22 protein-coding genes, 8 tRNA genes and 3 rRNA genes are annotated in these 26564 nt (G+C 41.5%); 13 read left to right on the top strand and 20 right to left on the bottom strand.

The window, feature by feature from the left end:
* Positions 1-60: 60 nt before the first annotated feature.
* Positions 61-270 carry a hypothetical protein gene (locus CHL1_RS03015; protein ID WP_250934603.1) on the bottom strand — a complete coding sequence of 70 codons (210 nt, stop codon included), beginning with the start codon at positions 268-270 and terminating at the stop codon, positions 61-63.
* Between the two features lie 200 nt (positions 271-470).
* Here CHL1_RS03015 and CHL1_RS03010 point away from each other — a divergent pair, with 200 nt between their 5' ends.
* The 4 genes from CHL1_RS03010 to CHL1_RS02995 all read left to right on the top strand — a co-directional run bounded on the left by CHL1_RS03010 (position 471) and on the right by CHL1_RS02995 (position 4393).
* Positions 471-1187: a LexA family transcriptional regulator gene (locus tag CHL1_RS03010; protein WP_250934602.1), complete on the top strand. Its 717-nt coding sequence runs from the start codon at positions 471-473 to the stop codon at positions 1185-1187.
* 25 nt (positions 1188-1212) lie between these two features.
* Positions 1213-2070, top strand: a complete 858-nt coding sequence (locus CHL1_RS03005; RefSeq protein WP_250934601.1) for an exonuclease domain-containing protein — start codon at positions 1213-1215, stop codon at positions 2068-2070.
* A gap of 368 nt (positions 2071-2438) precedes the next feature.
* Positions 2439-3095 (top strand): NYN domain-containing protein, encoded by a 657-nt coding sequence (locus CHL1_RS03000; protein ID WP_250934600.1) that lies wholly within the window; start codon positions 2439-2441, stop codon positions 3093-3095.
* Between the two features lie 170 nt (positions 3096-3265).
* Entirely contained in the window at positions 3266-4393 is a 1128-nt protein-coding gene (locus CHL1_RS02995) for a tyrosine-type recombinase/integrase (protein WP_250934599.1), read from the top strand.
* 143 nt (positions 4394-4536) lie between these two features.
* Here CHL1_RS02995 and CHL1_RS02990 read toward each other — a convergent pair.
* The 14 genes from CHL1_RS02990 to CHL1_RS02925 form a co-directional block, all read right to left on the bottom strand.
* Positions 4537-4612: transfer RNA gene (locus tag CHL1_RS02990), tRNA-Lys, on the bottom strand.
* A 301-nt stretch (positions 4613-4913) separates the two neighbouring features.
* Positions 4914-4998 (bottom strand) — tRNA-Tyr (locus CHL1_RS02985).
* A gap of 21 nt (positions 4999-5019) precedes the next feature.
* Positions 5020-5095 (bottom strand) — tRNA-Thr (locus tag CHL1_RS02980).
* Between the two features lie 176 nt (positions 5096-5271).
* A tRNA-Asp gene (locus CHL1_RS02975) sits at positions 5272-5348 on the bottom strand.
* A gap of 20 nt (positions 5349-5368) precedes the next feature.
* A tRNA-Glu gene (locus CHL1_RS02970) sits at positions 5369-5443 on the bottom strand.
* Between the two features lie 55 nt (positions 5444-5498).
* Positions 5499-5573, bottom strand: a tRNA-Asn gene (locus tag CHL1_RS02965).
* A 9-nt stretch (positions 5574-5582) separates the two neighbouring features.
* Positions 5583-5699: ribosomal RNA gene (gene rrf, locus CHL1_RS02960) — 5S ribosomal RNA — on the bottom strand.
* 89 nt (positions 5700-5788) lie between these two features.
* Positions 5789-8652, bottom strand: a 23S ribosomal RNA gene (locus CHL1_RS02955).
* Between the two features lie 224 nt (positions 8653-8876).
* Positions 8877-8953 (bottom strand) — tRNA-Ile (locus tag CHL1_RS02950).
* 19 nt (positions 8954-8972) lie between these two features.
* A tRNA-Ala gene (locus tag CHL1_RS02945) sits at positions 8973-9048 on the bottom strand.
* A gap of 101 nt (positions 9049-9149) precedes the next feature.
* A 16S ribosomal RNA gene (locus CHL1_RS02940) occupies positions 9150-10673 on the bottom strand.
* Together the 16S, 23S and 5S rRNA genes with 8 tRNA genes alongside form the textbook arrangement of a ribosomal RNA operon.
* Before the next feature lie 396 nt (positions 10674-11069).
* Positions 11070-11987 (bottom strand): DMT family transporter, encoded by a 918-nt coding sequence (locus tag CHL1_RS02935; protein WP_070369481.1) that lies wholly within the window; start codon positions 11985-11987, stop codon positions 11070-11072.
* A gap of 62 nt (positions 11988-12049) precedes the next feature.
* Complete coding sequence (locus CHL1_RS02930; RefSeq protein ID WP_250934598.1) at positions 12050-13126, bottom strand: hypothetical protein; 1077 nt, start codon at positions 13124-13126, stop codon at positions 12050-12052.
* A gap of 11 nt (positions 13127-13137) precedes the next feature.
* The gene (locus CHL1_RS02925; protein WP_084633412.1) at positions 13138-13758 is read right to left on the bottom strand and encodes an NUDIX hydrolase; all 621 of its coding nucleotides are present in this window, start codon (positions 13756-13758) and stop codon (positions 13138-13140) included.
* Positions 13759-13971: 213 nt separating this feature from the next.
* On the opposite strand from CHL1_RS02925, the gene CHL1_RS02920 reads away from it, so the two are divergent.
* Both CHL1_RS02920 and CHL1_RS02915 read left to right on the top strand, forming a co-directional pair.
* Positions 13972-14334 (top strand): PadR family transcriptional regulator, encoded by a 363-nt coding sequence (locus tag CHL1_RS02920; RefSeq protein WP_148637876.1) that lies wholly within the window; start codon positions 13972-13974, stop codon positions 14332-14334.
* The gene (locus tag CHL1_RS02915; RefSeq protein WP_228882195.1) at positions 14322-15677 is read left to right on the top strand and encodes a permease prefix domain 1-containing protein; all 1356 of its coding nucleotides are present in this window, start codon (positions 14322-14324) and stop codon (positions 15675-15677) included. The genes CHL1_RS02920 and CHL1_RS02915 overlap by 13 nt, the downstream gene beginning before the upstream one ends.
* A gap of 195 nt (positions 15678-15872) precedes the next feature.
* Here the strand turns inward: CHL1_RS02915 and CHL1_RS02910 are convergent, their stop codons facing one another.
* Positions 15873-16283 carry a GlcG/HbpS family heme-binding protein gene (locus CHL1_RS02910; protein ID WP_250934597.1) on the bottom strand — a complete coding sequence of 137 codons (411 nt, stop codon included), beginning with the start codon at positions 16281-16283 and terminating at the stop codon, positions 15873-15875.
* 259 nt (positions 16284-16542) lie between these two features.
* Complete coding sequence (locus CHL1_RS02905) at positions 16543-17043, bottom strand: leucine-rich repeat domain-containing protein (protein WP_148637878.1); 501 nt, start codon at positions 17041-17043, stop codon at positions 16543-16545.
* Between the two features lie 254 nt (positions 17044-17297).
* Here CHL1_RS02905 and CHL1_RS02900 point away from each other — a divergent pair, with 254 nt between their 5' ends.
* Genes CHL1_RS02900 through CHL1_RS02890 form a run of 3 tightly spaced genes read left to right on the top strand, consistent with a single transcriptional unit; the run spans position 17298 to position 19286 of the window.
* Positions 17298-17666 carry a GntR family transcriptional regulator gene (locus CHL1_RS02900; protein WP_026396224.1) on the top strand — a complete coding sequence of 123 codons (369 nt, stop codon included), beginning with the start codon at positions 17298-17300 and terminating at the stop codon, positions 17664-17666.
* The gene (locus CHL1_RS02895) at positions 17663-18517 is read left to right on the top strand and encodes an ATP-binding cassette domain-containing protein (protein WP_250934596.1); all 855 of its coding nucleotides are present in this window, start codon (positions 17663-17665) and stop codon (positions 18515-18517) included. The genes CHL1_RS02900 and CHL1_RS02895 overlap by 4 nt, the downstream gene beginning before the upstream one ends.
* A gap of 4 nt (positions 18518-18521) precedes the next feature.
* Positions 18522-19286: a hypothetical protein gene (locus tag CHL1_RS02890; protein ID WP_228882192.1), complete on the top strand. Its 765-nt coding sequence runs from the start codon at positions 18522-18524 to the stop codon at positions 19284-19286.
* A 77-nt stretch (positions 19287-19363) separates the two neighbouring features.
* Here the strand turns inward: CHL1_RS02890 and CHL1_RS02885 are convergent, their stop codons facing one another.
* Together CHL1_RS02885 and CHL1_RS02880 are read right to left on the bottom strand one after the other, a co-directional pair.
* Positions 19364-19606: a zinc ribbon domain-containing protein gene (locus CHL1_RS02885; protein WP_070369488.1), complete on the bottom strand. Its 243-nt coding sequence runs from the start codon at positions 19604-19606 to the stop codon at positions 19364-19366.
* A 13-nt stretch (positions 19607-19619) separates the two neighbouring features.
* On the bottom strand, positions 19620-20198 hold the full coding sequence (locus tag CHL1_RS02880) for a TetR/AcrR family transcriptional regulator (RefSeq protein ID WP_228882190.1): 579 nt from the start codon (positions 20196-20198) through the stop codon (positions 19620-19622).
* Positions 20199-20406: 208 nt separating this feature from the next.
* Between CHL1_RS02880 and CHL1_RS02875 the strand changes: the two genes are divergently transcribed.
* Complete coding sequence (locus tag CHL1_RS02875; protein ID WP_250934595.1) at positions 20407-21360, top strand: GIY-YIG nuclease family protein; 954 nt, start codon at positions 20407-20409, stop codon at positions 21358-21360.
* 187 nt (positions 21361-21547) lie between these two features.
* Here CHL1_RS02875 and CHL1_RS02870 read toward each other — a convergent pair whose 3' ends face one another.
* Positions 21548-22723: an NAD(P)-dependent malic enzyme gene (locus tag CHL1_RS02870; RefSeq protein ID WP_250934594.1), complete on the bottom strand. Its 1176-nt coding sequence runs from the start codon at positions 22721-22723 to the stop codon at positions 21548-21550.
* A gap of 338 nt (positions 22724-23061) precedes the next feature.
* On the opposite strand from CHL1_RS02870, the gene CHL1_RS02865 reads away from it, so the two are divergent.
* The 3 genes from CHL1_RS02865 (at position 23062) to CHL1_RS02855 (ending at position 26562) form a co-directional block, all read left to right on the top strand.
* Positions 23062-23385: a hypothetical protein gene (locus CHL1_RS02865; RefSeq protein ID WP_250934593.1), complete on the top strand. Its 324-nt coding sequence runs from the start codon at positions 23062-23064 to the stop codon at positions 23383-23385.
* Positions 23386-23461: 76 nt separating this feature from the next.
* Positions 23462-24586, top strand: coding sequence for a tyrosine-type recombinase/integrase (locus CHL1_RS02860; RefSeq protein ID WP_338078277.1), 1125 nt, complete (start codon positions 23462-23464; stop codon positions 24584-24586).
* Positions 24586-26562, top strand: coding sequence for a tyrosine-type recombinase/integrase (locus tag CHL1_RS02855; protein WP_250934592.1), 1977 nt, complete (start codon positions 24586-24588; stop codon positions 26560-26562). Before CHL1_RS02860 ends, CHL1_RS02855 begins: the two co-directional genes overlap by 1 nt.
* Positions 26563-26564: the final 2 nt, after the last annotated feature.

The following is a 26564-nucleotide window of genomic DNA, read 5'->3' as shown; positions in this document are numbered from 1 at the left end:
CAAGCCACTTTATCCTGTCATTAAAATTAATATACGAGTTTTTTAATCTTTTCCTCTCTCTCACGCTAATTTTCTTCCACAGATCGGACAATAGTTTATCTTAAAATCCTCTTCGTAAATGTTTTGGTTTAGGTGTTGGACATTCAAATAAAATTCATTGTCCAGATCCTGACTCTCATTTTTCCAAATCTCAATTTTAAAATCGCCATTGCGTATTCCTGTTTGACGGATCTCTTTTTCCTCTGTGCAAAATTTGCAATCATCGCTCATCCTCTTCACCTCCTTTGACTCATTTCTTGACAGCATCTTTTAAAAAATGCCAATCTCCCACAGGCGGGATAACTTTTTTTGCACAAAATGTGTCCTCTGTCTATATAATATTCGCCTATGTCTATTTTGTCAAATAGTTTTTGAAAAATATTGACAGAGGGGAATAATGGTGATATTATCGAACCTGTGGAGGTTGAATAATGAAAGATAGATTAAATTTACTCAGAAAAACTCTAAAGCTTAATCAAAATGATTTTGGCAAAAAGCTTGGTGTTACTAATACTGCTATATCTAAACTTGAAAAAGGTGAACGTAATTTCACTGAACAGATGATTTTATCTATCTGTCGTGAATTCAACGTTTCCGAAGAATGGTTGAAAAATGGTACAGGTGAAATGTTTGTGAAGCGTTCGCCAGCTCTAAGCCAATTCGAACAAATCATTGAGGATTTCGATCTTGAAGATTTGGTGAAGGTCAGAGAATTTATGGATATGCTGATCAAAGTCAAAGAAGGTTCCAAGATTATCCAGATCCGGGATCATATCGAATATATTTCCCGTCCTTTATATGATCTACCGGCCAGCGCCGGTAACGGCCAGTTCCTGGACAGCAGCCATTATGAAATGATGGACTTCCCTGCCGGGATCGTCCCACCCGACTCGACCTTTTGCGTCAGGGTTGCTGGTAACAGCATGGAGCCAAACTTCTATGATAAGGATGTTGTTTTTGTTAAACAAATTCCTGTAATTAACTCTGGTGAAATTGGTGTGTTTGTTTTGAATGGTGAAGGATTCATTAAGAAATATGTATGTGAAGGAGAAAACTGCAGTCTGGTTTCACTCAACCCGGCCTATGAACCGATCGTGATCAAAGAAGCTGATCATCTGAAGGTTGTTGGCAAGGTTGTTGAGATATAAATTTTTATCTTTGAAAGGGGAACTTATGTCTAGATCAAATCCGAATAGTATTATCGCATTTCCAAATGAGTTTGTTGTTCTTGATATCGAAACCACTGGTCTCTCTCCTACTTACGATTCAATTATTGAGATTTCAGCCTTGCGAGTTCGGGATGGCATTGTTATATCTAAGTTTTCATCCTTAACTAAACCCACATCTTATTTTATGCCTCTTTTTCCAAAAGAAAACAAGACAGATTATCTGTATACCGATGATGGCGAGCCCTATTATTATGTTTGTGATTTTATTTCTGACCTTACTGGCATAACAAACGCAATGCTTGCTGACGCACCGGATTTAAAAGATGTTCTTGAAGATTTTTCATCATTTATTTTAGATTCCATTGTTGTTGGTCATAATGTTAGTTTTGATGTTAATTTTTTAAAACATAACTTCAGACAATTGTTTGACCGCAATATTGAAATTACCTATGTTGATACAATGCGTATTGCAAGAAAGATTTTTAGCGAAGAAAGACATCATCGACTCATAGATGTTACCAATTATTTAAGTATCATTCTCGACGATTCGAAACTACATCGTAGCCTATATGATTGCGAAGTTACTCTTAATTGTTACCAAGCAATGTATGACATGATCCCGTCAAAGTATGATACTCACGATAATTTTATTGATTTATTTAACCGTCGTACCCGGAGTAATTTTGATCCCAGAAATCTTTCCCCTGAATCTGAAGAAATTGATGATTCAAATCCTTTTTTCAATAAAGAGTGTATCTTTACTGGTTCTCTTGATAAGATGGTCAGAAAGGAAGCTCAGCAAATAGTCGTAAATTTAGGTGGCACGTGCGGTAAAACTGTCACCCAAAAACAAATTATTTAATTCTCGGTAATAACGATTATTGCAAAAGCATAAAGGACGGCAAAAGTAATAAACACAAGAGGGCTGAAGAGTTGAAATCTGATGGTTTTGATATTGATATAATGCCTGAGGATGTTTTTTACAGTCTTATCGGATTGGAAATATAGTAAATATACCGCCTCTTCTATAAAACGCTAAATTACAATAAAATAAGCTAAAATAAGCCTAAATAAGCTTAAATAGCTTCCAAATCGTTGACAATCACTGCCAAATGAACTATAATTAAAGCATCAAATAATGCTAATAGTTCCCTGGCAGTAAGCCTCCCACCTATAAGGGATGTGCCGAACCCAGGGATTTTTTTATTTAAAATTTTGAAAGGATGCTTCATGAAAACAGCGATACTTGTTGATGGGGGATTTTATAGACGCCGTGCTCAAATAAAACTTGGAGAAAAAACGGCTGAAGAAAGAGCAAAAGAGTTAAGTGAATACTGTTACCGTCATTTGAAAGAAAAACATGACGATACCAAACATGACCTTTACAGAATCTTTTACTATGATTGTCCGCCAATGGATAAAAAGATATATCATCCATTTCTTAAAAAGCAGATCGATTATTCAAAAACTGATCTTCATACCTGGATGACTGAATTTCTTGATGAATTAAAAAAGAAAAGAAAATTTGCTTTAAGAATGGGAAAACTTGCAGATACACAGGCTCATTTCACAATAAGACCGGATATCCTCAAAAAATTGTGCAATGATAAAATTGCTTTTGATGAGCTTTCAGAATATGATTTTGTAATTAATGTTGATCAAAAGGGAGTTGATATGAAAATCGGTTTGGACATTGCCTCAATAGCCTATAAAAGACAAGTTGATCAAATCGTTCTGATTTCCGGTGATAGTGACTTTGTCCCTGCAGCAAAGCTTGCCCGTCGTGAAGGTATCGATTTTGTATTAGACCCTTTGGGCGCTCCAATTAAACCCGATTTATTTGAGCATATCGATGGTCTAAGAACATGTGAAAACGCATTTAAATAAAAAACAAAAAACCGCCTCTTCTGTTGGAGCAGAAAAGACGGGTTCAGATATACCGGGCTAAGCACAATATACCTATTCACATATTTATTGTAGCACTACGCCCGGTTTTTTTCAACGTAATTGGACAAAATCGGGGTTTTTTACGCCCTTTTTTAGGAGGATCAAGAATAATGGCTACAGTAAAGAAAATTGAGTACAAATCCGGAAAGAAAACGTGGCAGGTCCGGTGGCGGGAAGATGGTAAACAGCGCATGAAAAACTTTTCCCGGGCTAAGGACGCCAATGATTTTAAGGTCAGTATTGAGGCTTCCCAGCGTGACGGTACCTATGTCAGCCCGTCCAAAATGCTGGTTGAGGATTATTTTAAAAAATGGTTATCTTATAAAAAATCGTCCCTGTCTGATAAAACATACTCTTCTTATGAGTCAACGACGGCGGCCATGGGCGAGGTCATTGGCAAAATACAGCTGCAGAAATTAACGGTCACGGATATTGAGTCTCTGTATAATGATCTCCGGGCCGATGGTCTGTCCGGTACCAGCTGCAACTATTACCATCGCATTTTAAAGCAGTCACTGAAGCAGGCCCTCAAGGATCGACTGATCCAATTCAACCCGGCCGATCTGGCACAGCCGATCCCAAAGGATAAATTCAAAGCTGAGATCATCCACCCGGATATGGTTAAAACCTTTCTATCCTACTTTTCTGGGGCTGAAATTGAAACCGCTGTTTACTTATCCCTCTTCCTGGGTTTGCGCCGTGCTGAGGTCTGTGGTTTACAGTGGCATGACATTAATTTCAGAACCCGGGTGATCACAGTCCGGAGAACACTTCATTACAAGGAAGGTGCGTACTTTCATCTTCCAACAAAAAGCAAGCAGACCAGGCAGATCCCCTTTACCCTGGGGGTGGCCAAGAAACTGAAAGAGGAAATAAAGAACCAGGCCAAATTCCGGAAACATTTCGCTGAAAGTTATGTCAAAAATAAATATGTCTGTGTCCATCGAAACGGTATGCAATTTATCCCGGAGTATGTTTCCCATTCGTACACCAATATCAAAGGGCCAGCCTTTGAAAATATCCGGTACCATGATCTCCGGCATACGGCCGCAACCCTAATGCTCTATCACGGGGCCGACATCAAAACAGTATCGGCCATCCTGGGCCACAGCTCTATAACCATCACCGGGGACATTTACCTGCACGCCCTGGAAGACATGAAGCGTACCGCCATTGATGCCCTGGATCAATACATGGAAACCTCTGATAAGATTGTTCAGTTTAAGCGGAGCGTTTAACTTGCCAGTGTGTGAAATGTGCTAAGATTTTAGAAATATTTCTGAAGTGCTAAAAATGTGTGAAGATTTCAAAATGTGTGAAGATTTAGAATTGAAGGTAAAAAAAGAAACCGCTTTAAATAGCGGTTTTTTTGATAAAAAAATGGTGACCCATGGGCGACTTGAACGCCCGACACCCTGATTAAAAGTCAGATGCTCTACCAACTGAGCTAATGGGTCATAAAATTATTTAGTTATTGTTTGTCTTCAAACGATTGTGTAATACCCAAGTTTGCCTGACTAAGCGATTCACACAAAAATGTTCACTCCCTACGGTCGTGCATTTTTGGTTCACTGCTTATACCAACTGAGCTAATGGGTCAGATCATTAAATTAAGTTGTGCTAAGGATCGTATTTTAATCGAAAACTCTTCTCATCCAATATGGATTAGTTTTTAATTAAAATGCGTAAGTTCGATGATGCACGATTCGCTCTGCTCACATGCATAGCCAATTTCATCCTGAAATCGGATCTCACTTATGGTGGGAGAAGATGGATTCGAACCATCGTAGACGTCGTCAACGGATTTACAGTCCGCCCCCTTTAGCCACTCGGGCATTCTCCCATCCGAATTTTGACAAAAAAATGGAGCTGATGAACGGACTCGAACCGTTAACCTGCTGATTACAAATCAGCTGCTCTGCCAATTGAGCCACATCAGCTTAATAAAAAAGTATTGATACATTGAATTACTTACTGCTAATACACTACAGATAACTAAGTGATTCGCACCAAAATTTTGACTCGCTACTCTCGTCAATTTTGGGCTCTCTACTTATGCCAATTGAGCCACATCAGCTTAATGATAATTGTTTGACATACTATTATGTTTTGTAAATGGCGACCTGGAAGAGACTCGAACTCTCGACCTCCAGCGTGACAGGCTGGCATTCTAACCAACTGAACTACCAGGCCGCATGGATGGATATTAAATTTGGTGACCCCTAGGAGACTCGAACTCCTGTTACCGCCGTGAAAGGGCGGTGTCTTAACCGCTTGACCAAGGGGCCTTGCTTAAAAGAGCGGATATGAAACGGTCTGCTTCACACCCGCTTTGTTTCTTAATGGCTCCCCAGGCTGGATTCGAACCAGCAACCTATCGGTTAACAGCCGAGTGCTCCACCGTTGAGCTACTGAGGATTATTTAAAATCCCGCAACGTCCTATCCTCCCAGGCAGTTGCCCACCAAGTACTTTCGGCGCTGGAAGACTTTACTTCTGTGTTCGGTATGGGAACAGGTGTGGCCCTTCCGCCATCGTCGCGAGATTAATTAACTATTTAATTATTATTGCATTTATCAATTGTCTTTTATGATCACGCAGTGATCATTCAAAACAGCACAGTGTATAAATTCTTGGATCAAGACCTCGGTCGATTAGTACTGGTCAGCTCCATATGTTGCCATACTTCCACATCCAGCCTATCTACCTGATCGTCTATCAGGGACCTTAACCATTTCTGGTGAGATATCTTATCTTGAGGGGGGCTTCGTGCTTAGATGCCTTCAGCACTTATCCCTTCCAAACTTAGCTACCCAGCTATGCTCCTGGCGGAACAACTGGTGCACCAGTGGTTTGTCCGTTCCGGTCCTCTCGTACTAGGAACAGCTCCTCTCAAATATCTGACGCCCACGACGGATAGGGACCGAACTGTCTCACGACGTTCTGAACCCAGCTCGCGTGCCTCTTTAATGGGCGAACAGCCCAACCCTTGGGACCTGCTTCAGCCCCAGGATGAGACGAGCCGACATCGAGGTGCCAAACCTCCCCGTCGATGTGGACTCTTGGGGGAGATAAGCCTGTTATCCCCGAGGTAGCTTTTATCCGTTGAGCGATGGCCCTTCCACTCGGAACCACCGGATCACTAAGCCCGACTTTCGTCTCTGCTCGAGATGTCTCTCTCGCAGTCAATCACCCTTTTGCCTTTGCACTCTAAAAGATGGTTTCCAACCATCCTGAGGGTAACTTTGGGCGCCTCCGATACTTTTTAGGAGGCGACCGCCCCAGTCAAACTGCCCGTCTGACACTGTCCGATGACCGGATTACGGCCACTCGTTAGAATTCCAATAGTACAAGGGTGGTATCCCAAGGGTGGCTCCTTCGAAACTGGCGTCCCAAATTCTCTGCCTCCCACCTATCCTGTACGTGTACTACCAAAACTCAATGCCAGATTGCAGTAAAGCTCTACGGGGTCTTTCCGTCCTGTCGCGGGTAACTCGCATCTTCACGAGTACTACAATTTCACCGGGTGTGTTGTCGAGACAGCGCTCAAATCGTTACGCCTTTCGTGCGGGTCAGAACTTACCTGACAAGGAATTTCGCTACCTTAGGACCGTTATAGTTACGGCCGCCGTTTACTGGGGCTTAAATTCGCACCTTCGCTTGCGCTAAGCACTCCTCTTAACCTTCCAGCACCGGGCAGGCGTCAGCCCCTATACATCATCTTTCGATTTAGCAGAGACCTATGTTTTTGCTAAACAGTCGCTTGAGCCTCTTCTCTGCGGCCCCCCTTAAGGGGCACTCCTTCTCCCGAAGTTACGGAGTCATTTTGCCGAGTTCCTTAACAACACTTCTCCCGCTCATCTTAGGATTCTCTCCTCGCCTACCTGTGTCGGTTTACGGTACGGGCACCTTCTCTCTCAATAGAAGCTTTTCTTGACAGCGTGAAATCAGCGACTTCCCTACTTATTTTTCGTTCCCCGTCACGCCTTGGCCTTAAGATCAAGGGGATTTGCCTCCCTGATCAGCCTTGACGCTTGGCCCAGCTTTTCCAACCGCTGGGTTCGCTTATCCTTCTGTGTCACTCCATCTCTCAAACAATTAAAGGTGGTACAGGAATTTCAACCTGTTGTCCATCGCCTACGCTACTCGCCTCGGCTTAGGCCCCGACTTACCCTGAGCGGACGAACCTTCCTCAGGAAACCTTGGGCTTTCGATGGTGAAGATTCTCACTTCACTTTCGCTACTCATGCCAACATTCTCTCTTGTCCCCAGTCCACCTAACCTTACGATTAAGCTTCGCCCCTGGGACATTGCTCCCCTACCACTATGGTAGTACCATAATCCATCGCTTCGGTGCCAGATTTTAGCCCCGTTCATCTTCGGCGCACAACCACTCGACCAGTGAGCTATTACGCACTCTTTAAATGTGTGGCTGCTTCTAAGCCAACATCCTGGTTGTTTGTGCAGTTGCACATCCTTTCCCACTTAATCTGGACTTGGGGACCTTAGCGGATGGTCTGGGCTGTTTCCCTTTCGACTATGAGACTTATCTCACACAGTCTGACTGCTGTATATAAGTGGATGGCATTCGGAGTTTGATACGGTTCAGTAAGCTTTACGCCCCCTAGCCGATTCAGTGCTCTACCTCCATCACTCTTTACTACAACGCTAGCCCTAAAGCTATTTCGGGGAGAACCAGCTATCTCCGTGTTCGATTGGAATTTCACCCCTATCCACAACTCATCCAAGCCTTTTTCAACAGACACTGGTTCGGACCTCCACTTGGTTTTACCCAAGCTTCATCCTGGTCATGGATAGATCACACGGTTTCGGGTCTACAGCATGCAACTAGTCGCCCTGTTCAGACTCGGTTTCCCTGCGGCTCCGTACCTGAAGTACTTAACCTTGCTACATACCGTAACTCGTTGGCCCGTTCTACAAAAAGCACACCGTCACTTGCGCTCCGGCTGCTTGTAAGCACAGGGTTTCAGTTTCTATTTCACTCCCCTTCCGGGGTTCTTTTCACCTTTCCCTCACGGTACTTTCCGCTATCGGTCAATCAGTAGTATTTAGCCTTGGGGGGTGGGCCCCCCATCTTCCCACAGGGTTTCACGTGTCCCGTGGTACTCGTCGATTACCCACTCACTCTATTTTCACTTACGGGGATCTCACCCTCTGCGTCCGGCCTTCCCATGCCGTTCAGCTAATAAAGTAAATTTGTTGTAATCCGGGCTCTTCCTCTTTCGCTCGCCGCTACTCAAGGAATCGATGTTTCTTTCTTTTCCTCCGGGTACTAAGATGTTTCAGTTCCCCAGGTTCCCTCCATAACGCTATGTATTCACGTTACAGTGACTGGTCTTCTACCAGCCGGGTTTCCCCATTCGGATATCTGCGGATCAACGGTTATGTGCACCTTCTCGCAGCTTTTCGCAGCTTGTCGCGTCCTTCTTCGGCTCTGATTGCCAAGGCATTCACCCTGTGCTCTTTTCTTCTTGATCCTAAAATTACGTTTCTAATGTTGTTAACATTTTGAAATTGTATTTCTTTTTATTTATACACTATGCTGTTTTCAATGATCGACGCTTTTACCCAAATGTGATAACATTTGGTAGGTCACTAAGCGTTAGCGTGTGACTGATGTAAAAGCTAACGCATTTTTCGGCTGAATTCATCCCTGATTACTCAAGGATTCTGACGAAAAATACGATCCTTTTTGATTTTATGGTGGGCTTGGGAGGACTTGAACCTCCGACCTCACGCTTATCAGGCGTGCGCTCTAACCACCTGAGCTACAAGCCCATCTGTTTGTTTTAAAATTTGGTGGAGATGAGGAGACTTGAACTCCTGACCCCCTGCTTGCAAGGCAGGTGCTCTCCCAACTGAGCTACACCCCCCCAAGTATTAAAACGTATTAAATTTTATGCACGTTGCTTCTGTCTTTGTATGAACCAGTCATACAAAAGAAAATAGTACCATGACTTCCTGTATTCCCTAGAAAGGAGGTGATCCAGCCGCACCTTCCGATACGGCTACCTTGTTACGACTTCACCCCAATTACTGACCCCACCTTCGGCAGCTGGCTCCTTGCGGTTGCCTCACTGACTTCGGGTGTTGCCAACTCTCGTGGTGTGACGGGCGGTGTGTACAAGACCCGGGAACGCATTCACCGCAGCATTCTGATCTGCGATTACTAGCAACTCCAACTTCATGCAGGCGAGTTGCAGCCTGCAATCCGAACTGAGATCTGTTTTAAGGGATTAGCTTCACCTCGCGGTTTCGCAGCCCTCTGTTCAGACCATTGTAGCACGTGTGTAGCCCAGGTCATAAGGGGCATGATGATTTGACGTCGTCCCCACCTTCCTCCGTGTTATCCACGGCAGTCTGCTTAGAGTGCCCAACTAAATGATGGCAACTAACCACAGGGGTTGCGCTCGTTGCGGGACTTAACCCAACATCTCACGACACGAGCTGACGACAACCATGCACCACCTGTCTCTCTGTCCCCGAAGGGAAAGTCTGATCTCTCAGATTGTCAGAGGATGTCAAGACCTGGTAAGGTTCTTCGCGTTGCTTCGAATTAAACCACATGCTCCGCTGCTTGTGCGGGTCCCCGTCAATTCCTTTGAGTTTCAACCTTGCGGTCGTACTCCCCAGGCGGAGTGCTTATTGCGTTAGCTGCGGCACTGAGTCTCCCCAACACCTAGCACTCATCGTTTACGGCGTGGACTACCAGGGTATCTAATCCTGTTTGCTCCCCACGCTTTCGCACCTCAGCGTCAGTATTTGTCCAGCAAGCCGCCTTCGCCACCGGTGTTCCTCCTAATATCTACGCATTTCACCGCTACACTAGGAATTCCACTTGCCTCTCCAATACTCAAGTCTTTCAGTTTCAAATGCATGTCACCGGTTGAGCCGGTACCTTTCACATCTGACTTAAAAAACCGCCTGCGTGCCCTTTACGCCCAGTAAATCCGGACAACGCTTGTCCCCTACGTATTACCGCGGCTGCTGGCACGTAGTTAGCCGGGACTTTCTTCTTGGGTACCGTCTTTTTTCTTCCCCAATAACAGAGCTTTACGATCCGAAAACCTTCTTCACTCACGCGGTATTGCTGCGTCAGGGTTGCCCCCATTGCGCAATATTCCCCACTGCTGCCTCCCGTAGGAGTCTGGACCGTGTCTCAGTTCCAGTGTGACCGTTCGCCCTCTCAGACCGGTTACCCATCGTCGCCTTGGTGGGCTGTTATCTCACCAACTAGCTAATGGGACGCGGGTCCATCCTATGGCACCGGAGCGTTTAACAGCAAAGCCATGCGACTTCACTGTATTATAAGGCATTACTCCCAGTTTCCCGAGGCTATTCCTTTCCATAGGGCAGGTTACCCACGCGTTACTCACCCGTTCGCCACTTTCTAAGATTTCATTCCCCCGAAGGGTCATTCCATCTCGTCTCGTTCGACTTGCATGTGTTAAGCATACCGCCAGCGTTCGTCCTGAGCCAGGATCAAACTCTCAATAAAAAGTTTGTATTTAAAGCCGTTAGGCTTTTAAATGCTGTCTCATTTTGAATAAAGCGTATTTTATACTCTACCGAGTTAATGTTTTATAGAGTTCATCTCTCTGTTTCTATTTTAGCCGCATTCATCCTCGCGGATGTTTTGGCTGTTTTACAGGTTTTATGGTACTATTCTCTTTTCTATGACCGTTGCCACTCCGTCGTTTTTTCAGTGTTTCCGACTGAAGAAGCTTTTCTATTATATCGTCGTTTCTTGTGATTGTCAAGCTGTTTTTTGAAATTCTTTTTTGTTGTTTTCTATGTTGCTGTGTTTTCGTTGCCGCTGTTTTTGACGACTTTGTTAGTATAAAGACTTTTCAACTCTTTGTCAATAAGTTTTTGAAAAAATATGTCTTTTATTTTACTGTTTATAAAAGACTTTTTCGAGCCGAAACATCCTAACCAGTTTATCTCCATCAGTGAGATTAATAAAGGATCCAAACAATATAAAAATCAGTCCAACCCCGATATTTAAGGTAATCGCTTCTCCCAGGATTACCAGTGCAAAAATCGGCGCAACCATCGGTTTAATGAAGAACGCTACTGAAGCTGTCGACGGGCCAGCGACTTCAACGGTTTTTAGATAAAAGTAATAGCCGATCCCCGTCACACAGACACCCAAATAAAATAACAATGGTGCGGTTCCCAGACTAACACCTTGAAAAACTGGTTGTCCACTAGCAATCAACATAATCAATAATACCGCCGAACCCATCAGAAAACTAAAACTGTTCTGAGCCACACCACCGATTACACCAATTCTTTTTTTGCCATAGGCAGTGTACAGTCCAAAGGCAATCGCTGCCACCAGAGTCATTAATAAAAACCAGATATTATTTTCACCGGAGATGAACTTTTGGGGGTTCATCACAATGATCAAACCGACGATACTAATGGTCAAGGCGATCGCCTTTTTTTTCGTGAATTTTTCATGGACGATAAAATGGGCAAAGACCATCGTAAAGACCGGATTGATCGAGAATATTAGCGCTGCCAGACTGGCGTTAATCCCCATTAAGCCAATCTGAAAAAGTACCATGCTAAAGCAGATACAGATTAAGCCCAGTGTAAAGAGATACCCCAGGTCACTCGTGCTGAGTTTAATCTGTTTTTTCTTGAGATCACTGATCGCAAAGGGCAACAGAAAAAGTCCTCCAATTAAGAAGCGGATAAAAGTCAGCTGAATGGGATTAAATGTAGCTCCCCCAATTTTTAGCGCAACTTCCATCGATCCGAACAGCATTCCGGTTAAAAAAACATAGAGATAGATTTTCTTCATTATTTCCTCGTTTCATTTTTTGTTATTGCCACCTGTACCTGGCCGCTATTTTTTGTGTTTATTTAAACGGTTGGTACCGAATGTTGAACCGGCAGTTTAAAGAAGGCTTCATAGGGCACATAGTCATTCCCATAGACCTCCACATAAACCATCACTTCCTGACTGGGGTTTTTCAACCCGAATGCTTCCTGAGATCCCAAACTCGATGCCCCAATCGGAATTTCCTGAGGATAGGACATTCCAGTCACTGGATAGGTTTCTGCAATCTCGCCATTTTCATCGATCACATAAAAGCTGACTGATGAAATATATAAATCCATCACATCTTTTTTATGGCCAATGTTTGTATAGTCATAGGTCAGTACCACTACCTGGTCCGGATTTATTTCTGCATACTCATTTCGATAGTCTGTCTCATTGGCGGCTTTAAACGCCAACGAAAAATCCCCGTCAACTGTCCATGTTTCGCCGGGACCATAAATCCTGGCTGGCTCCTGGGTCAGCGTTTCTTCGCTTTTTATCTGCTCTGAGTAGTCATAATCATCCTGGCTTTCTTCTTCATCCATCAGAAAAGCAACACCAAAAAAGATCCCAGAAATAATAACAATACTGATCCAGATGATTGCAAACACCCCTGACTTTCGAGGCGACTTTATTTTTTTATCTTTTTTTGTTTTCCCGTGAATATTGCTATTTCCCCAGACATCTTTGTCTTTTGATTGTTTTTTTATCTCAACTTTCCTTTTGCCCCAGGATCTTTTCTCGTCCCAACCGTATTCCATGTCATCTTCATTCTTGGTCATCAAGCCATTTACCAGAAACACAATTCCCGCTAATACCGCATACACAGTCGTAACTGCCGTCATACTGTCATTTCCTGCAAACAGAAACGTAACAATGGCACATCCAAAATAAAATTTTGCGGCCGTCAACAAAATTTTACGATCTTCATTATTTATTGATGCAACCCCAATTGTTCCGGCGATGAGCAACAAAGACAGCCCAGCCAACCATCCATAGGCATAAATATCCGGATTTTGAGCTGAAAAGTCCAGACTTCCATTAACCATGGACTGGTAAATAAAAGCAAAGGTCAGCATCATCGCAATGACACTGGTCAGCAATTTTGTAAGCTTCATTTTATCTCTCCTTACACGTTTGTTAGCAAATGGTACTTCCCGATCAATTCCACCGTGGACTCGACAATCGTTGCGGTCATCCCCCAGATCACATCCTCTTTATAAGAATAGAAATTTATCTCATAGCTACCTTTAACCCAGGGATAGTTCTTTCCGCCAGGAATACATTCATAGGGAAAATCCTTTGGTTGTTCGTGACTCAAATGATTAAAATACTTTTTTGGTGCATGCTCCTGAAAATATCGGACTGGTACAGTAAATACATCGGCTACTTCTTCATGACTGAAACCATAATTATAATCTCTTAGGATCGCAATAAACGGATGGATCATCATATTAAATGGCGAAATAAAAACATCTCCTGGTCCCAGTATTTCGATTTGCCCACGATCCACCAACAATTCTTCCATGGTTTCCCGGATTGCCGCTTCCTGGGGCGTTTCACCTTCTTCCAGTCGTCCACCCGGAAAACAGATTTCACCTGGCTGACGATTCAATGTCGCAGAGCGTTTTTCAAAAAGTAATGCCGGCCCTGTTGCAGTATCCACCAAAATCACCAGTACCGCATACTGACTGAAATTTCGTTCGCCAATCATTCCCGGGCGGCGGTTGTAAAAGTCTTCTCGTTCCAATTTATTCCACCTCAACACTCTATTTAAACTGTGCTTGATTATTATAACACTACCAATTCGTCTTCTTTTATTTTATACGTTCTATTCTAACATAGAATCGCACCCTTGAAAATCAACCGTTACAATCGCAATTGCAAAAAGACTTGCATTACCTAGAAGTTCTATGTATAATACAAGCATACCTAATAGATCTATGTATTCAGGAGGTTATTAATGAATGTATCAAAGGATTTAATTGCCGCCTCGGCAACCCCCTTTATTCTATCCATCTTAAAAGAGAATGACAGCTATGGCTATGCGATTATCAAGAAGGTTAAAGAATTAACCGGAGACGAACTCGTCTGGTCCGAAGGAATGCTTTATCCGGTTCTTCATCGTCTTGAAGAAAAAAATTTTATCGAGTCGTATTGGAATAATTCTGATGGTGGCCGGAAGCGAAAATATTATAAACTTAAAGAGGAAGGACTGGTTGAACTGGAAGTACAAATGAAACAATGGGAAATTATCCATACTGCCCTCTCTAAAACCTGGTTTGAAATTATCAACAAGGAGGTCTGCTTGCCATGTATGATTTAGAAAAAAACATCCACGCCTGGAGTGACTGCCTGCGAAGTCAGGGGCATTTTAAGGAAACGGACATTATTGAATTGGAAAGCCATCTACACGATGAAATTGAAGATCTGATTCACGCCGGATTATCAGCGGAAGAAGCCTTTTTAATCAGTGTCAAACGTTTTGGCGATACCCATTCGGTTTCCCGGGAATATTCCAAAGTAAATACCGAAAACCTCTGGAAACAATTGATGCTAGAACCCGAACCTACCGGCTTTTCAAGCGAAAACAAGCGCACTATCGGGCTGGTCATTCTGTTCTCGTTTCTGGCTGGCACCTTTTTCAAAATTCCGGAGCTTTTCGGTTATAGCTTCAATGACCCCCAATACCAACTGTTTTATTTCAAAAATTTGAGTTTTTTCATTCTGCCCTTGATTGCCCTGTTTTTTCTATATAAAAACAAAGCGAATTTGAAAATGACCGCCGTGATTTTAGGCATTTTTGCCGGTGCAGCCCTCCTGATCAACGCTTATCCTTCGTATCCCCCAAATAGTACCGAGTTACTGACCGCCCTGCATCTGCCATTATTTTTATGGCTCGTCACTGGGGTTGCCTATCTCGGTATACAATGGCGTAGTAGCCAGGGACGGATGAATTTTATTCGTTTCACCGGTGAAGCCATAATCTATGGCACCCTTATTTTTTGTGGACTTATCGTTTTGGCGATGTTTACCCAGGCGATGTTTTTTGCCATTCAAATTGATGCCAGTTGGTTTATTCAGAATTATTTGATTGTCTATGGAGCCGCTGCGGTGGCGATGATCACCGTCTATCTGGTCGAGACCAAGAAGAGTGTGGTCGAAAATTTTGCTCCGATTCTGGCCAAAATATTCAGTCCGCTTTTCCTGTTTATCATGCTTGCCTTTCTGCTGGTTCTGGTCGTTTCCGGGAAAAGTCCTTTTATGGAAAGAGATTACCTGATCGCCTTTGACTTTATGCTGGTATTGGTTCTGGGATTGGTTCTTTACACCATATCGGCCCGAAATCCCTACGCCAAAAACAAGCTCTTTGATTATCTGAATCTGGCCCTGATTGTTGTCGCAATGATTATCGATGCGGTCGCCTTATCCGCCATCCTCTTGCGCTTATCCGCCTTTGGAATCACCCCAAACAAACTGGCGGCACTGGGCGAAAATCTGATTCTGTTAATTAATCTGGCCGGTTTGGCTTGGCTTTATGGCCGCTTTTTCGCTAAAAAAATTGATTTCACCCAAATCGAAAACTGGCAGACATCCTATCTCTATGCTTATGCCATCTGGTTGGCTATTGTCGCCTTTATTTTCCCGATTGTTTTTGGCTTTAATTAGCCACCTGCAGCTCACTGATTCAATTGAATCAATGACTAAAAAAACTGACCAGCCTGTCCGAATGGGATGGCTGGTCAGTTTAAATTAATATTTATTTCTTATCATTTTAACTTAACAGGATCAAACCTGCACAATTGCAAGCATAATGCAACACGCGTTTTTCGATGAACTGGATCAGTTAAGCAATTTACCGACTTATTTCAGCGCATCCAATCCCGCTTGAGCAACGGTCATATCTTCAGCCACGCTTCCGTCGCTGACGCCGATTCCTCCGATGATCTTACCGTCTTCGACGATTGGGAAACCACCCCCGAATACGACCATTCTGCCTTTGTCACAGGATGCAATACCAAAAAGTTGACCGGCTTCTTTAGCCAACTCTGCGGCCTGATCGGTGCCCATTTTAAGAGCAACAGCAGTATAAGCTTTATTGGTGGCAATGTCCATGCTGGCCAATAAAGAATCTTCCATTCGGTTAAATAACACCATGTTTCCGCCTGCATCACAAATTGCGATAACCATAGGCACATCAATTTGGATCGCTTTTTCAGCAGCCGCTTCTGCCATTTTCTTTGCCATGTCTAAAAATTTCCCTGTTTTTGTCATTTTTTTCCTCCACTTTCTTAGTAAGTATTCTTTTTTTTAGCTTTCCTGATTCAACTCATGAATGCTCATAGTATACCCATAAAAACCATTAATTATCAGAAGCCACTTAAAATAAAGAATACTCACGCTTAAGATAGAGCAATTCTTGTGCCAACTAAAAAGAACAATATTTTACCATAAATTTGATATCATGCATTAAAAAATGTTCATTTTATATGCAAATTACCGTTCGTTTTGCTAACACTTGTTCACGTTTTAATCACTTTCGATGTAACACAACTTTCGGACAGCCCTCAAAAGCCTTGTCACTGATTTCCTCGATGGTCGCTGGTAAATAGACATCCGTTAAATTATTACAATCTTTAAATGCCCAGGAAAGAATTTTTCTGGTTCCCTCATTGATTCTTACCGTTGTTAGTTGATCACACTGATTAAAGGTAAACGAAGCAATCCGGGTCACACTTCCCGGTATTTCGATGTCTTCAATCCCACAACGGGTCATGGCATATTGCCAAAAATCTCTAAGGTTGGCTGGCAGCTTGACCTGCTTCAGATTTTTGCATCCATCAAAAACAAAACCACCAATCTCGATAACCGTATCCGGAAACTCAACCCGCACCAATTCTTTATGGCCTTTAAAAATGTCATCCGCAACAATTAATATATCTTTGTCCGCAGGAATAAACGCTTCTTCACCCTCACCTTTTGCCTCCGTCAGACACATGCCAAAATCTTGCTTTTTGTAATAATATTCATACATAAAATTTGCTCCTCTTCATTCGTTTTTAAATTTGTCACTTACTATAAAATTCAAATCAACTCACATCATTAAGCGGTAAGCATTTATATTCTTTTGTGAGTATAGCATAAAACGGTTTTGAATAAAATATTTATGCTCAGTTCGTTTTAAATCATATTTATAATTGCTATTGACAAGCAAACAAACTTGCATTACAATAGCACTATGGTTAGTTAGTCAACTAACTAACCAATATTCCGAAAGGGGGTATCCCTTTGCAAATAAATTTTGAAGATGAACGGCCGATTTTTGTTCAAATTGCCGATGGTATTGAAGACGCCATCTTAACAGGGGCTTTTGAAGAAAGTGGTCAGATTCCATCCATAACTGAATTGTCGGTCAGTTATAAAATCAATCCGGCCACGGCGCTCAAAGGCATCTCGATATTGGTTGATGAGGGTATTATTTTTAAAAAACGCGGTGTCGGGATGTTTGTCGCTCCCGGTGCAGTTTCAAAACTGCGGGACAAACGCAAAGAATTATTCTTCGATCATTATATTAAAAAACTCATCGAGGAAGCAAAAAAATTAGGTATCACCAATGAAGAAATATTGGGAATGGTAGAAAGAGGTTATCAGGAATGAACGGAATAGAAATAAATGATGTGACAAAAGGATTTGGAGACACATTAGCTTTAAATCAGGTAAACCTGACATTTGAGCCCCACAAAATATATGGATTATTGGGGCGAAATGGCGCTGGAAAATCGACGCTTTTGAATATTATCACCAATCGGCTCTTTGCCGACAGCGGCCAAGTTACCATCGATGGTCTGGTAAGCGTTGAAAATGATATGACCCAAGGGCTGCTCTATCTGATGTCAGAAAATAATCTGTATCCCGAGAGCATGACCTGTAATGAAGCCTTCAAGTGGACGAAACAATTTTTCAAGGATTTTGATTTGGACTATGCACTCAACTTAGCCGGGCAATTTAAACTGAACACCAGGAAAAAAATCCGCTCGTTGTCGACTGGTTATACTTCCATTTTTAAAATCATCATAGCCCTTTCGGTTAACACCCCCTATGTCTTGTTTGACGAACCGGTTTTGGGCCTGGACGCCAATCATCGGGAAATGTTCTACCGGTTACTGATCGAAAAATATAGCGATAATCCATTCACAGCGATTATTTCCACCCATTTAATCGATGAAATCGCCAATCTGCTGGAGTATGTCATGATTATCAAAAACGGTGAAATTCTGGTGAACGAATCCTGTGAAGCTTTATTAAGCAAGGGTTACTCGGTTACCGGCGCAATCACACAGGTGGATGCCTTTATTGCCGACAAGGAAGTGATTGGCGCCGATGTACTGGGCGGATTAAAAACCGTCACTATTATTGGATCTCTTGATAAGCGTACCGTGCCTGATGGAATTGAGATAACCAACCTGGATTTACAGAAATTATTTATCAAACTAACCAATGAGGAGTAACGTAATGAAACTACATGCAATTTATAAATATCAGCTTGCGGATCACCGAAACGCTGTTTTAATCTTCTGTGCCGTCATCCTGGCGGTGATGGCGCTGGTTCCGATGCAAATCACCTTTTCATCGGATATCCTGACGACGAATCAATCCAGCCAAATCGCCGGTCTCGATATGGCACCCGCCGTATTTCTATTCGTTTGCGGCCTGAACGCTTTTAAGGAAAATTTTCTGTTTGCCCTGCAAAACGGTATCTCCCGAAAATCTTTATTTGTGAATCGGATCTACGTCGCCGTAACATTGGCTGTGGCGATGGCCTTGTTTTCACTGCTGCTATTGGCGCTTGGAAAGTTAATTGATTCGCCAGCAAGCGGCATTGCCTATTCCAGTTTATTGAGTATGATCTATCAATCCACAGGAACTATTCAATTTAGCGGTCTATCTGAATATCTTATCAGTTTTCTTTTTCTGACGGTGCTTTTTATTGCTGCTCAAGCCCTCGGTTATTTTATTACCGTCGCCCTCTATCGGATGGATAAAAAACAGAAAATCTCTTATATCGTTGGTTTTTATATCATCGTCTTTGTGGTCTTGCCACTCATCGATATGTTCATCTCTGGCCAGATATCAACCATCCTGCTGAAGTTTTTAGACATGGCCATGGGTGTTTCCGCCCATAACCCCTTTATCGGCATGTTCTCCTTGCTAATTTTTAGTATAATCGCAACTGGATCAACCTGGGTACTGATTAGAAAAATCGGAATTAAGAATTAATCAAAAAAGTAGTCGTGATGGTTCATTTTATCTGAGACCAGCACGGCTACTTTTTTCCATTCGTTTCGTTCGTATTTCTAAAAAAACGCTTTCCATGCTGGCAGTTGACGCATCATGTTCTCCACCGCCTTTTCTGCAACAGCTTTGTCAAGTCCCTGGGTTTTGATGGTAAAATTTACCAGACTCTGTTTTTTTTCTTCAAATGATTGCATCGAGCCATCTTCCTTTGCGCAATAGATACAGTACGCCTTACTGGTGTCACCCATCGCAAAGTCGCTTTCTTTCTTCATCGGCATTCCGCATGCTATACAAGTTTTCATCTGTTTCCTCCTTTTATTTTCTAATTAATTTTATATAGTTCAAAATCAATTCATCTTTATGGTCCGTAAGCACTGACCCAGCTGCAAAAAGATAGCTATTGGTCAGATAATAGTGTATCAAACCTAACCAACTGTTAAAGACTATGTGCATCGGTATTTCTTTAATGGTCTCATTTTCCTGATCACGCTCAATCACCTGATTAAGATGAAATGAAACCACTGATTGGATATTTATGAACACATACTTTGCTTCCTGAGGCAGAACATTAATCTCGGAAATTAGCCGTTTATAAAAATCTTCATACCGAATCAGAACACTAATATGGGCCGCCAAAAAAGTCTCCAGACTTTCATCCTTTTCCGCGAGAAAGTGAAACTGCGCATTGATTTCTAAACCAAAACGTTCAAGCAGGCAAATAATGAGATTCTCTACCGTTGGAAAATGAACAAAGATGGTACCATGGGAAAGATTAGCCGCCCTGGCTATTTGATTGGTCGTAGCACTAAACCCTTCATCTGCATACACTTGGTAGGCGGTATCCAAAATCAATTTTCGGGTTGCCTCTTTTTGGATTTGACGTTTCGTTTTCATTTCACTGACTCCAAACTCATTGACTTTATACTTATTGTAATTGTTTTTGTCCACGATGTCAAGGACTTACTTTTTTTGTTGAGTTTCTTCAAAAGTTTAAACTGATCAAGGTTAGATTAGCTGCTGTTATGTTATTGTATAGGCAGGTAAAAAAAATGAACTATTTTTTAGCCATAACTAAAATAAAAATGATATGGAAACCGAAACGATGAGCCATTTAAAGCAAAAATTAAACCAGATACCCGCACTTCCAGGCATTTATAGGATGTTGGATTCCACTGGTCAAATTATCTATGTCGGAAAAAGTAAATGTCTGAAAAAAAGAGTGAAATCTTATTTCACCAAATCCCCCAAGCAAGCAAAGATTGAACGAATGGTCTTTTTTATTGACGATGTCGATTATTTTGTCACCGATACCCATTTAGAAGCCCGACTGCTGGAATGTCAGCTGATCAAGGAGCTCAAGCCTTATTTTAATTCGCAAATGAAAAATGATCGGCGCTATTTTTATCTCAAACTTGCCAAGCCAGGCCACTCTCATGCGATGTCCATTGTACTGGAACGAGAAGATGATACTTTTGGACCTTTTCGAAGAAAACAATTGGTTCAAACAATGATTGAGGTGTTTACGCATCTCTTTCCCATTGTTCAAGATACAAATCGTTTTACTTTTAAATACCACACGCTGCCCGAGGTCATGAGTCCAGAAGATTTTTTCAAAAATCGGGAATCCTTAAGCCAGGTTTTCTCAGATGAGAAAAAGATGCAGCGTTTAATCAATCAATTGACGCTCTGCATGAATGAAGAAGCTACCCAATTCAATTTCGAAAGAGCTTCTCATTATCGTGATCTTATCTCGGGACTGACTTATATTAATCATGTTCTGCATGATTATAAACAGCTCGTGACAAGCGATATCCTTTTAAAGATACCGGTTCGTGATGGCCAAAAACTCTTTTTTGTTTCAAAAAGTAACATCATCCTGAAAAAATATTTTTCGACACTTACACCGGTTGAAATTGATACCTTTTTCGATGAAGGCCTCAAGACAAAAACTAAATTTGCCTGCAAATGGGACGAAAAAGCCAATACTGATTTTCAGAACATCCTCTTTTCAGAACTTCAATCTTTGCCAGAAGAGTGTATTTTAAAAATATTATAACGCTCTCACTATTTCAATGTGCTTAAGACTTCCAAACATGTGTTAGGGGTTAAGTTTCTACTTTTTCACAATAAAAAACAAGTGGTTATGTTTGATCAGAGAAACCGATCATTCTAACCACCTGTTTTTTTGTAACTCAGTTTAGACAAACAGATTTAATATAAACGTATAAATACCCGTGCCAACCTCACTTCAGTCTGGCAACACCCGAATCCACTGCTGCCTGGTATACGGCCTCAGCCACCGCTTTTCCTACCCGGGGATCAAAGGCTGGTACAATAATGTAGTCAGCACTTAATTCATCTTCCGCAATCAAGTCAGCAATGGCTTTTGCCGCAGCAACCTTCATCGCTTCATTGATGTCACTGGCTCTGGCATCCAATGCGCCTCTGAAAATACCCGGAAACGCCAGCACATTATTAATCTGGTTGGGATAATCCGACCGTCCGGTTCCCACCACCCGGGCCCCGGCCTGAATGGCCAGTTGAGGGTCAATTTCCGGATCCGGATTAGCCATTGGTAGAACAATGGCATTTTCAGCCATGGTTTCAACCATTTCGGCGGTGACAATGCCCGGTGCTGATACCCCGATAAAAATATCGGCACCACTCATGGCGTCGGCAAGGGTCCCTTTTTTGTGATCTTTATTGGTCATCTCAGCGATTTCCTGATGAACCCAATTACTGTACTTTTCGTCTTTTGAGAGGATACCCTTGCTGCTACAGGCGATGATATCCTTAACCCCCATATTGAGAAGCATCTTGATAATCGCCGATCCGGCTGCTCCGGCGCCGCTCATGGCCACGGTTACCTGGTCCCATTTTTTACCGACAACCTTTAATGCATTCATCAACGCTGCCGTCGTCACCACTGCCGTGCCATGCTGATCATCATGAAAAACCGGAATGTCCAGCTCCTTTTTTAAACGTCTTTCAATCTCTGCACATCTGGGCGAGGCAATGTCTTCCAGATTAATACCACCAAAAACCGGTTCAATCATCTTAACCGTCTTGATGATCACTTCCACATCTTTCGACGGTATACAGATCGGGAAGGCATCCACGCCGCCAAATTCCTTAAACAAAACCGCTTTTCCTTCCATCACCGGCAGGGCGGCTTCCGGGCCAATATCGCCCAAGCCCAACACTGCCGAACCGTCAGTGACTACGGCCACCATGTTGCCCTTACCGGTATACTTATAGACATCTTCTTTATTTTTATGAATCATGCGGCAGGGCTCCGCTACCCCTGGGGTATAGGCCACTGACAGATCGTATTTTGTTTTGACCGGAACCTTGCTGTCAATACTCAGCTTACCCTGCCATTCTTCATGCAACTTTAGTGCTTCTTCCTGAATTCCCATTGTAATCTCCTTTTTATTCACCAATAATTTCTTCTTTTTATCGATATCTGTTTTCTTTCTCAATTGATTTTTTGTTTTATTCCGATGGTTTTGTCACTTGATTTCCTCCGTCATGCTTATCATTTTGTGTTTATTATACCATTTCTCCGATTATAACATTTAATATTATAACAAACTGTATCGTTTTTTGTTCTTTGACTTTGAATCCAAGCTACTATATAATAATTTCATTGAGATCACATCCTGATGAACTTCTTTCGCCAAATGGTGCGATTGATGAATTCTCACAGCAACGATTGTTTGTTTGATCTCAAAATCACCTATCTCAGGAGGCACAAATGTCAATTTTCACACTGATTATCCCAGTTATTGTCGTATTGTTGGTTATCTCCCTGCTAATGATGAGCTACGTCAAAGCGCCACCCGATACGGCCTATGTCATATCTGGTATCAAGCGGCGGGTCATTATCGGTAAAGCGGGTATCAAGATTCCTTTTCTTGAACGCGTTGATAAACTGGATCTCAAAATGATGTCTGTCGATGTCAAAACCGGGGAATCGGTACCAACCAATAACTTCATCGATGTAAACTATAGTATGATAGATGATAGACTTTACGGTGTTAATTGTATCCCCGAGCTAATATTTTTTACAATAAATTAATATAAACTAGATGCAATAATATAGTATATATAGTATAATAAGAATGACTATAAAACTTGAATATGAGGTGAATTACGTGTGGGTTCAAAAAGTGATTATTCCGAATGGTGATATTCGATATATGGTCATTGATGACGATGGCACTCCAATTGAATCAATTCATAGATTCTTGAAGTTTAAAGATAATGCAGGAAGATCAAGGAATACACTGAGAGCATATTGCTACCACCTGAAGGCGTATTTTGAATTTCTAAAACAAAAGGACGCTAATTATCTCAATGTAGGAATTGATGATATGGCTGAATTTGTCAGATGGTTGCAGACTCCAACTCGAAACGCAAAAGTTGTGTCAATAAAACCGGTACATGCCGCTTTGAAACCAAATACTGTTAACACATACATCTCCAGTGTTGTAGAGTTTTACGACTATTTGTTGAGGGTTGAGGACTACTCGATAAAGGTGTCGCAGAGAATAAAAAAGCAAGTTTCTGGTTCTCGTAGAGGGTTTAAAGACTATTTGTATCACATTAATAAAAACAAAGATTTTGATGTTAGGATATTGAAGGTCAAGGCTCCGAAACAACAACCTCGTGTTTTAACAAAAGACCAGATTTCCAAATTAATTGATGCTTGCTCAAATATTAGAGATAGATTCCTAATTCAGTTGCTTTGGGAAAGCGGTTTTCGAATTGGTGAATGTCTGTCCTTGTATCTTGAAGATTTTATTACAGATGCGAGACAAATCGATTTAAAAGACAGAGGTGAATTACCTAACCTTGCAGAAATCAAAACAGTCAACAGCCCGAGAAAAATAGATGTATCGGCTGATTTAATGGATCTGTTTTTTGAATACCTAGTTGAATTGCATGTCGATGAGGTTGATACAAATTTTGTTTTCATAAAACTTTCGGGCAAAAATAAATATCAACCGCTGGAATATACTGATGTTGACGCATTGTTTAAAAGGTTAAAAAAGAAAACAGGAATAAACGTCACTCCTCATATGTTTCGACATACGCACTTCGATACATTGCGCAAAGAAGGATGGGGCTTTGAAAAAATAAGACTGCGCGGAGGTTGGTCTAATGTTCAAACACCTATGCAAGTATACTCACATCCAAATGATGAAGAAATGCGTGAAGAATGGGAAAAAGCAGAAGCACATATGAAATTTAGTAAAAACAAGGAGGACAATAAATAATGCTTGCTGCGATTGATCAGCAAATCGTTCAAACCGATAAAAAAAAACAAGAAATTTTAACATTCTTAAAAAATGCATACTGGAATAATGACATCTGGCATACAAAAGATCCGTTTTTCAATGATTACCGCACCGACCGGAAAGAGAAAAAAAGACAAAAAAACAACATCGATTTTACTGGCTTTAATAATTCAATTAAAATTGAAATCAAATATATGATTGCACAGAAATTGATTACTCAAGAAGTATTATTAAATACTGTCAGGAACTACAGTACTAAGTTCGAACTATGTGCAAAATTTTTAAAAATGAATTACCCCCAAATTGACAGCATTCGTGAACTGCCGTGGGACAGATTTATCTCACAGTGGAAGCTATTTCTTGTCAACAAAGGCTATGAAACAAATGATAAAGGCCGGTTTTCTGATAGAGCTAATATGGGCTTGGTAAACTGGCTACATTCTTTTGCTATTGATTTCTACGATACGCGAAATGAATACGAAAAAGATGTATGGGATTGTCGAAATATACCTGGTTTTAAAATAACTAACACTTACTCCAATTACAAACTTGATTTTACGCCATTTCCATCAACTTATCGAAATTTAGTGAAGCAATATTTAAAATTTAAATCAAAAGATGTTTCATTGGGATATGGAAATGTTATTCGCATAAGGCTTCAATTATTTTTTGAATATATCTACCAAAAAGAACCAAAATGGAACGATTTAACGAAGCTGACACGAAAACATATAGAAGATTATTTCTGCTTTGCAAAAGAAGCTGCAAAAGGCACAATTACGTTAGAACAAAGTAATTTATCTCAATTAAAATCCTTCCTTGAATATATCGAACGTTCTGAATATGATGAAGCACCATTAGTACCGGTTTCATGTTTAATTTTCAAAGAAGATATTCCTAAACAAGCTAAAGCAAATAAGGAAGCTGTTAAATATATTCCAGAAGGAGTGCTGTATCAACTAGAAGAAAATCTAGAAAACATTTCTCCCCCAGATTGCATTCCGATCGTTATTCTATTGCGAGCAAGCGGGTGGCGTATATCTGATATTTTCAATTTGCGCTATGATACCTGTTTAGAAAAAACAACACAAGGATGGTACTTGTGTGGGGATATAGAAAAAACGCAAGTTCTGAATCACCGTGTCCCGATTACTGATGAAATTCAACATGTTGTATCAATTGTTATCGAGGAAACTAAAGCAAAAAGTACAGATGACAACAATCCCAATCACCTGTTATTCGTTCGATATTCAGGAAAAAGAATGGGGCGCTGTCCTTTATCTTCGATGATAACTAATGCACTTAATCGACTTGCTAAAAGCTATAACATTACAGATGATCAAGGCAATACATTTCATTTTAAAAATCACGCTTTTCGACACACAAAAGCTGTAGAACTTATCAATAACGGAATGAATATTCTACACGTTCAAAAATGGCTGGCGCATCGTTCTCCCGAAATGACGCTGACTTATGCAAAAGTCCTGGATACGTCAATGCATAAAGCGTGGGAAGAAGCAAGCAGTCGCGGCTTATTTAGAATGGATGAACACGAAAAAATAAAAGAAATAGAACTTTCTGAAACGGAAAACGAAGACGTAATTAAATGGGAAAATATCCGTGCCAATCTCGATGCGGTCAGAATGCCTCTGGGCTATTGCATGAAACCTAAAAAGCAAAAATGTCAAAGTCAAACAATTCCTTGCCTGATTTGTAGTAATCTATGTACTACACCTGATTTTATTCCTCAATATGAACATGAAATAGAGGAATTAAAAGTTTTGATCGAACGCGCTAAAAATCTAGGACAAGAGACTTGGACTGCTAAGAGTGAGAATCTTAAGCAACGTTATGAAGATGTTCTGAATGTCTTGAGGGATGGTAAAATAAGACATAAAGTAGGAAAAAAAGGCAGAGAATATATTGGCAAAGAAAGAGACATCGGTAATAACTAGGA

The sequence above is a fragment of the Acetobacterium wieringae genome (genome assembly GCF_023700225.1).
GTDB lineage: Bacteria > Bacillota > Clostridia > Eubacteriales > Eubacteriaceae > Acetobacterium > Acetobacterium wieringae.
Note: the sequence above shows the minus strand (reverse complement) of the source record. Positions and strands in the feature narration are given on the sequence as shown.

Bases quoted from the DNA above. Each gene is read 5' to 3' on its own strand.
- CHL1_RS03015 (WP_250934603.1), bottom strand. From the start codon at position 270: ATGAGCGATGATTGCAAATTTTGCACAGAGGAAAAAGAGATCCGTCAA.
- CHL1_RS03010 (WP_250934602.1), top strand. From the start codon at position 471: ATGAAAGATAGATTAAATTTACTCAGAAAAACTCTAAAGCTTAATCAA.
- CHL1_RS03005 (WP_250934601.1), top strand. From the start codon at position 1,213: ATGTCTAGATCAAATCCGAATAGTATTATCGCATTTCCAAATGAGTTT.
- CHL1_RS03000 (WP_250934600.1), top strand. From the start codon at position 2,439: ATGAAAACAGCGATACTTGTTGATGGGGGATTTTATAGACGCCGTGCT.
- CHL1_RS02995 (WP_250934599.1), top strand. From the start codon at position 3,266: ATGGCTACAGTAAAGAAAATTGAGTACAAATCCGGAAAGAAAACGTGG.
- CHL1_RS02935 (WP_070369481.1), bottom strand. From the start codon at position 11,987: ATGAAGAAAATCTATCTCTATGTTTTTTTAACCGGAATGCTGTTCGGA.
- CHL1_RS02930 (WP_250934598.1), bottom strand. From the start codon at position 13,126: ATGAAGCTTACAAAATTGCTGACCAGTGTCATTGCGATGATGCTGACC.
- CHL1_RS02920 (WP_148637876.1), top strand. From the start codon at position 13,972: ATGAATGTATCAAAGGATTTAATTGCCGCCTCGGCAACCCCCTTTATT.
- CHL1_RS02915 (WP_228882195.1), top strand. From the start codon at position 14,322: ATGTATGATTTAGAAAAAAACATCCACGCCTGGAGTGACTGCCTGCGA.
- CHL1_RS02910 (WP_250934597.1), bottom strand. From the start codon at position 16,283: ATGACAAAAACAGGGAAATTTTTAGACATGGCAAAGAAAATGGCAGAA.
- CHL1_RS02905 (WP_148637878.1), bottom strand. From the start codon at position 17,043: ATGTATGAATATTATTACAAAAAGCAAGATTTTGGCATGTGTCTGACG.
- CHL1_RS02895 (WP_250934596.1), top strand. From the start codon at position 17,663: ATGAACGGAATAGAAATAAATGATGTGACAAAAGGATTTGGAGACACA.
- CHL1_RS02890 (WP_228882192.1), top strand. From the start codon at position 18,522: ATGAAACTACATGCAATTTATAAATATCAGCTTGCGGATCACCGAAAC.
- CHL1_RS02885 (WP_070369488.1), bottom strand. From the start codon at position 19,606: ATGAAAACTTGTATAGCATGCGGAATGCCGATGAAGAAAGAAAGCGAC.
- CHL1_RS02880 (WP_228882190.1), bottom strand. From the start codon at position 20,198: ATGAAAACGAAACGTCAAATCCAAAAAGAGGCAACCCGAAAATTGATT.
- CHL1_RS02875 (WP_250934595.1), top strand. From the start codon at position 20,407: ATGAGCCATTTAAAGCAAAAATTAAACCAGATACCCGCACTTCCAGGC.
- CHL1_RS02870 (WP_250934594.1), bottom strand. From the start codon at position 22,723: ATGGGAATTCAGGAAGAAGCACTAAAGTTGCATGAAGAATGGCAGGGT.
- CHL1_RS02865 (WP_250934593.1), top strand. From the start codon at position 23,062: ATGTCAATTTTCACACTGATTATCCCAGTTATTGTCGTATTGTTGGTT.
- CHL1_RS02855 (WP_250934592.1), top strand. From the start codon at position 24,586: ATGCTTGCTGCGATTGATCAGCAAATCGTTCAAACCGATAAAAAAAAA.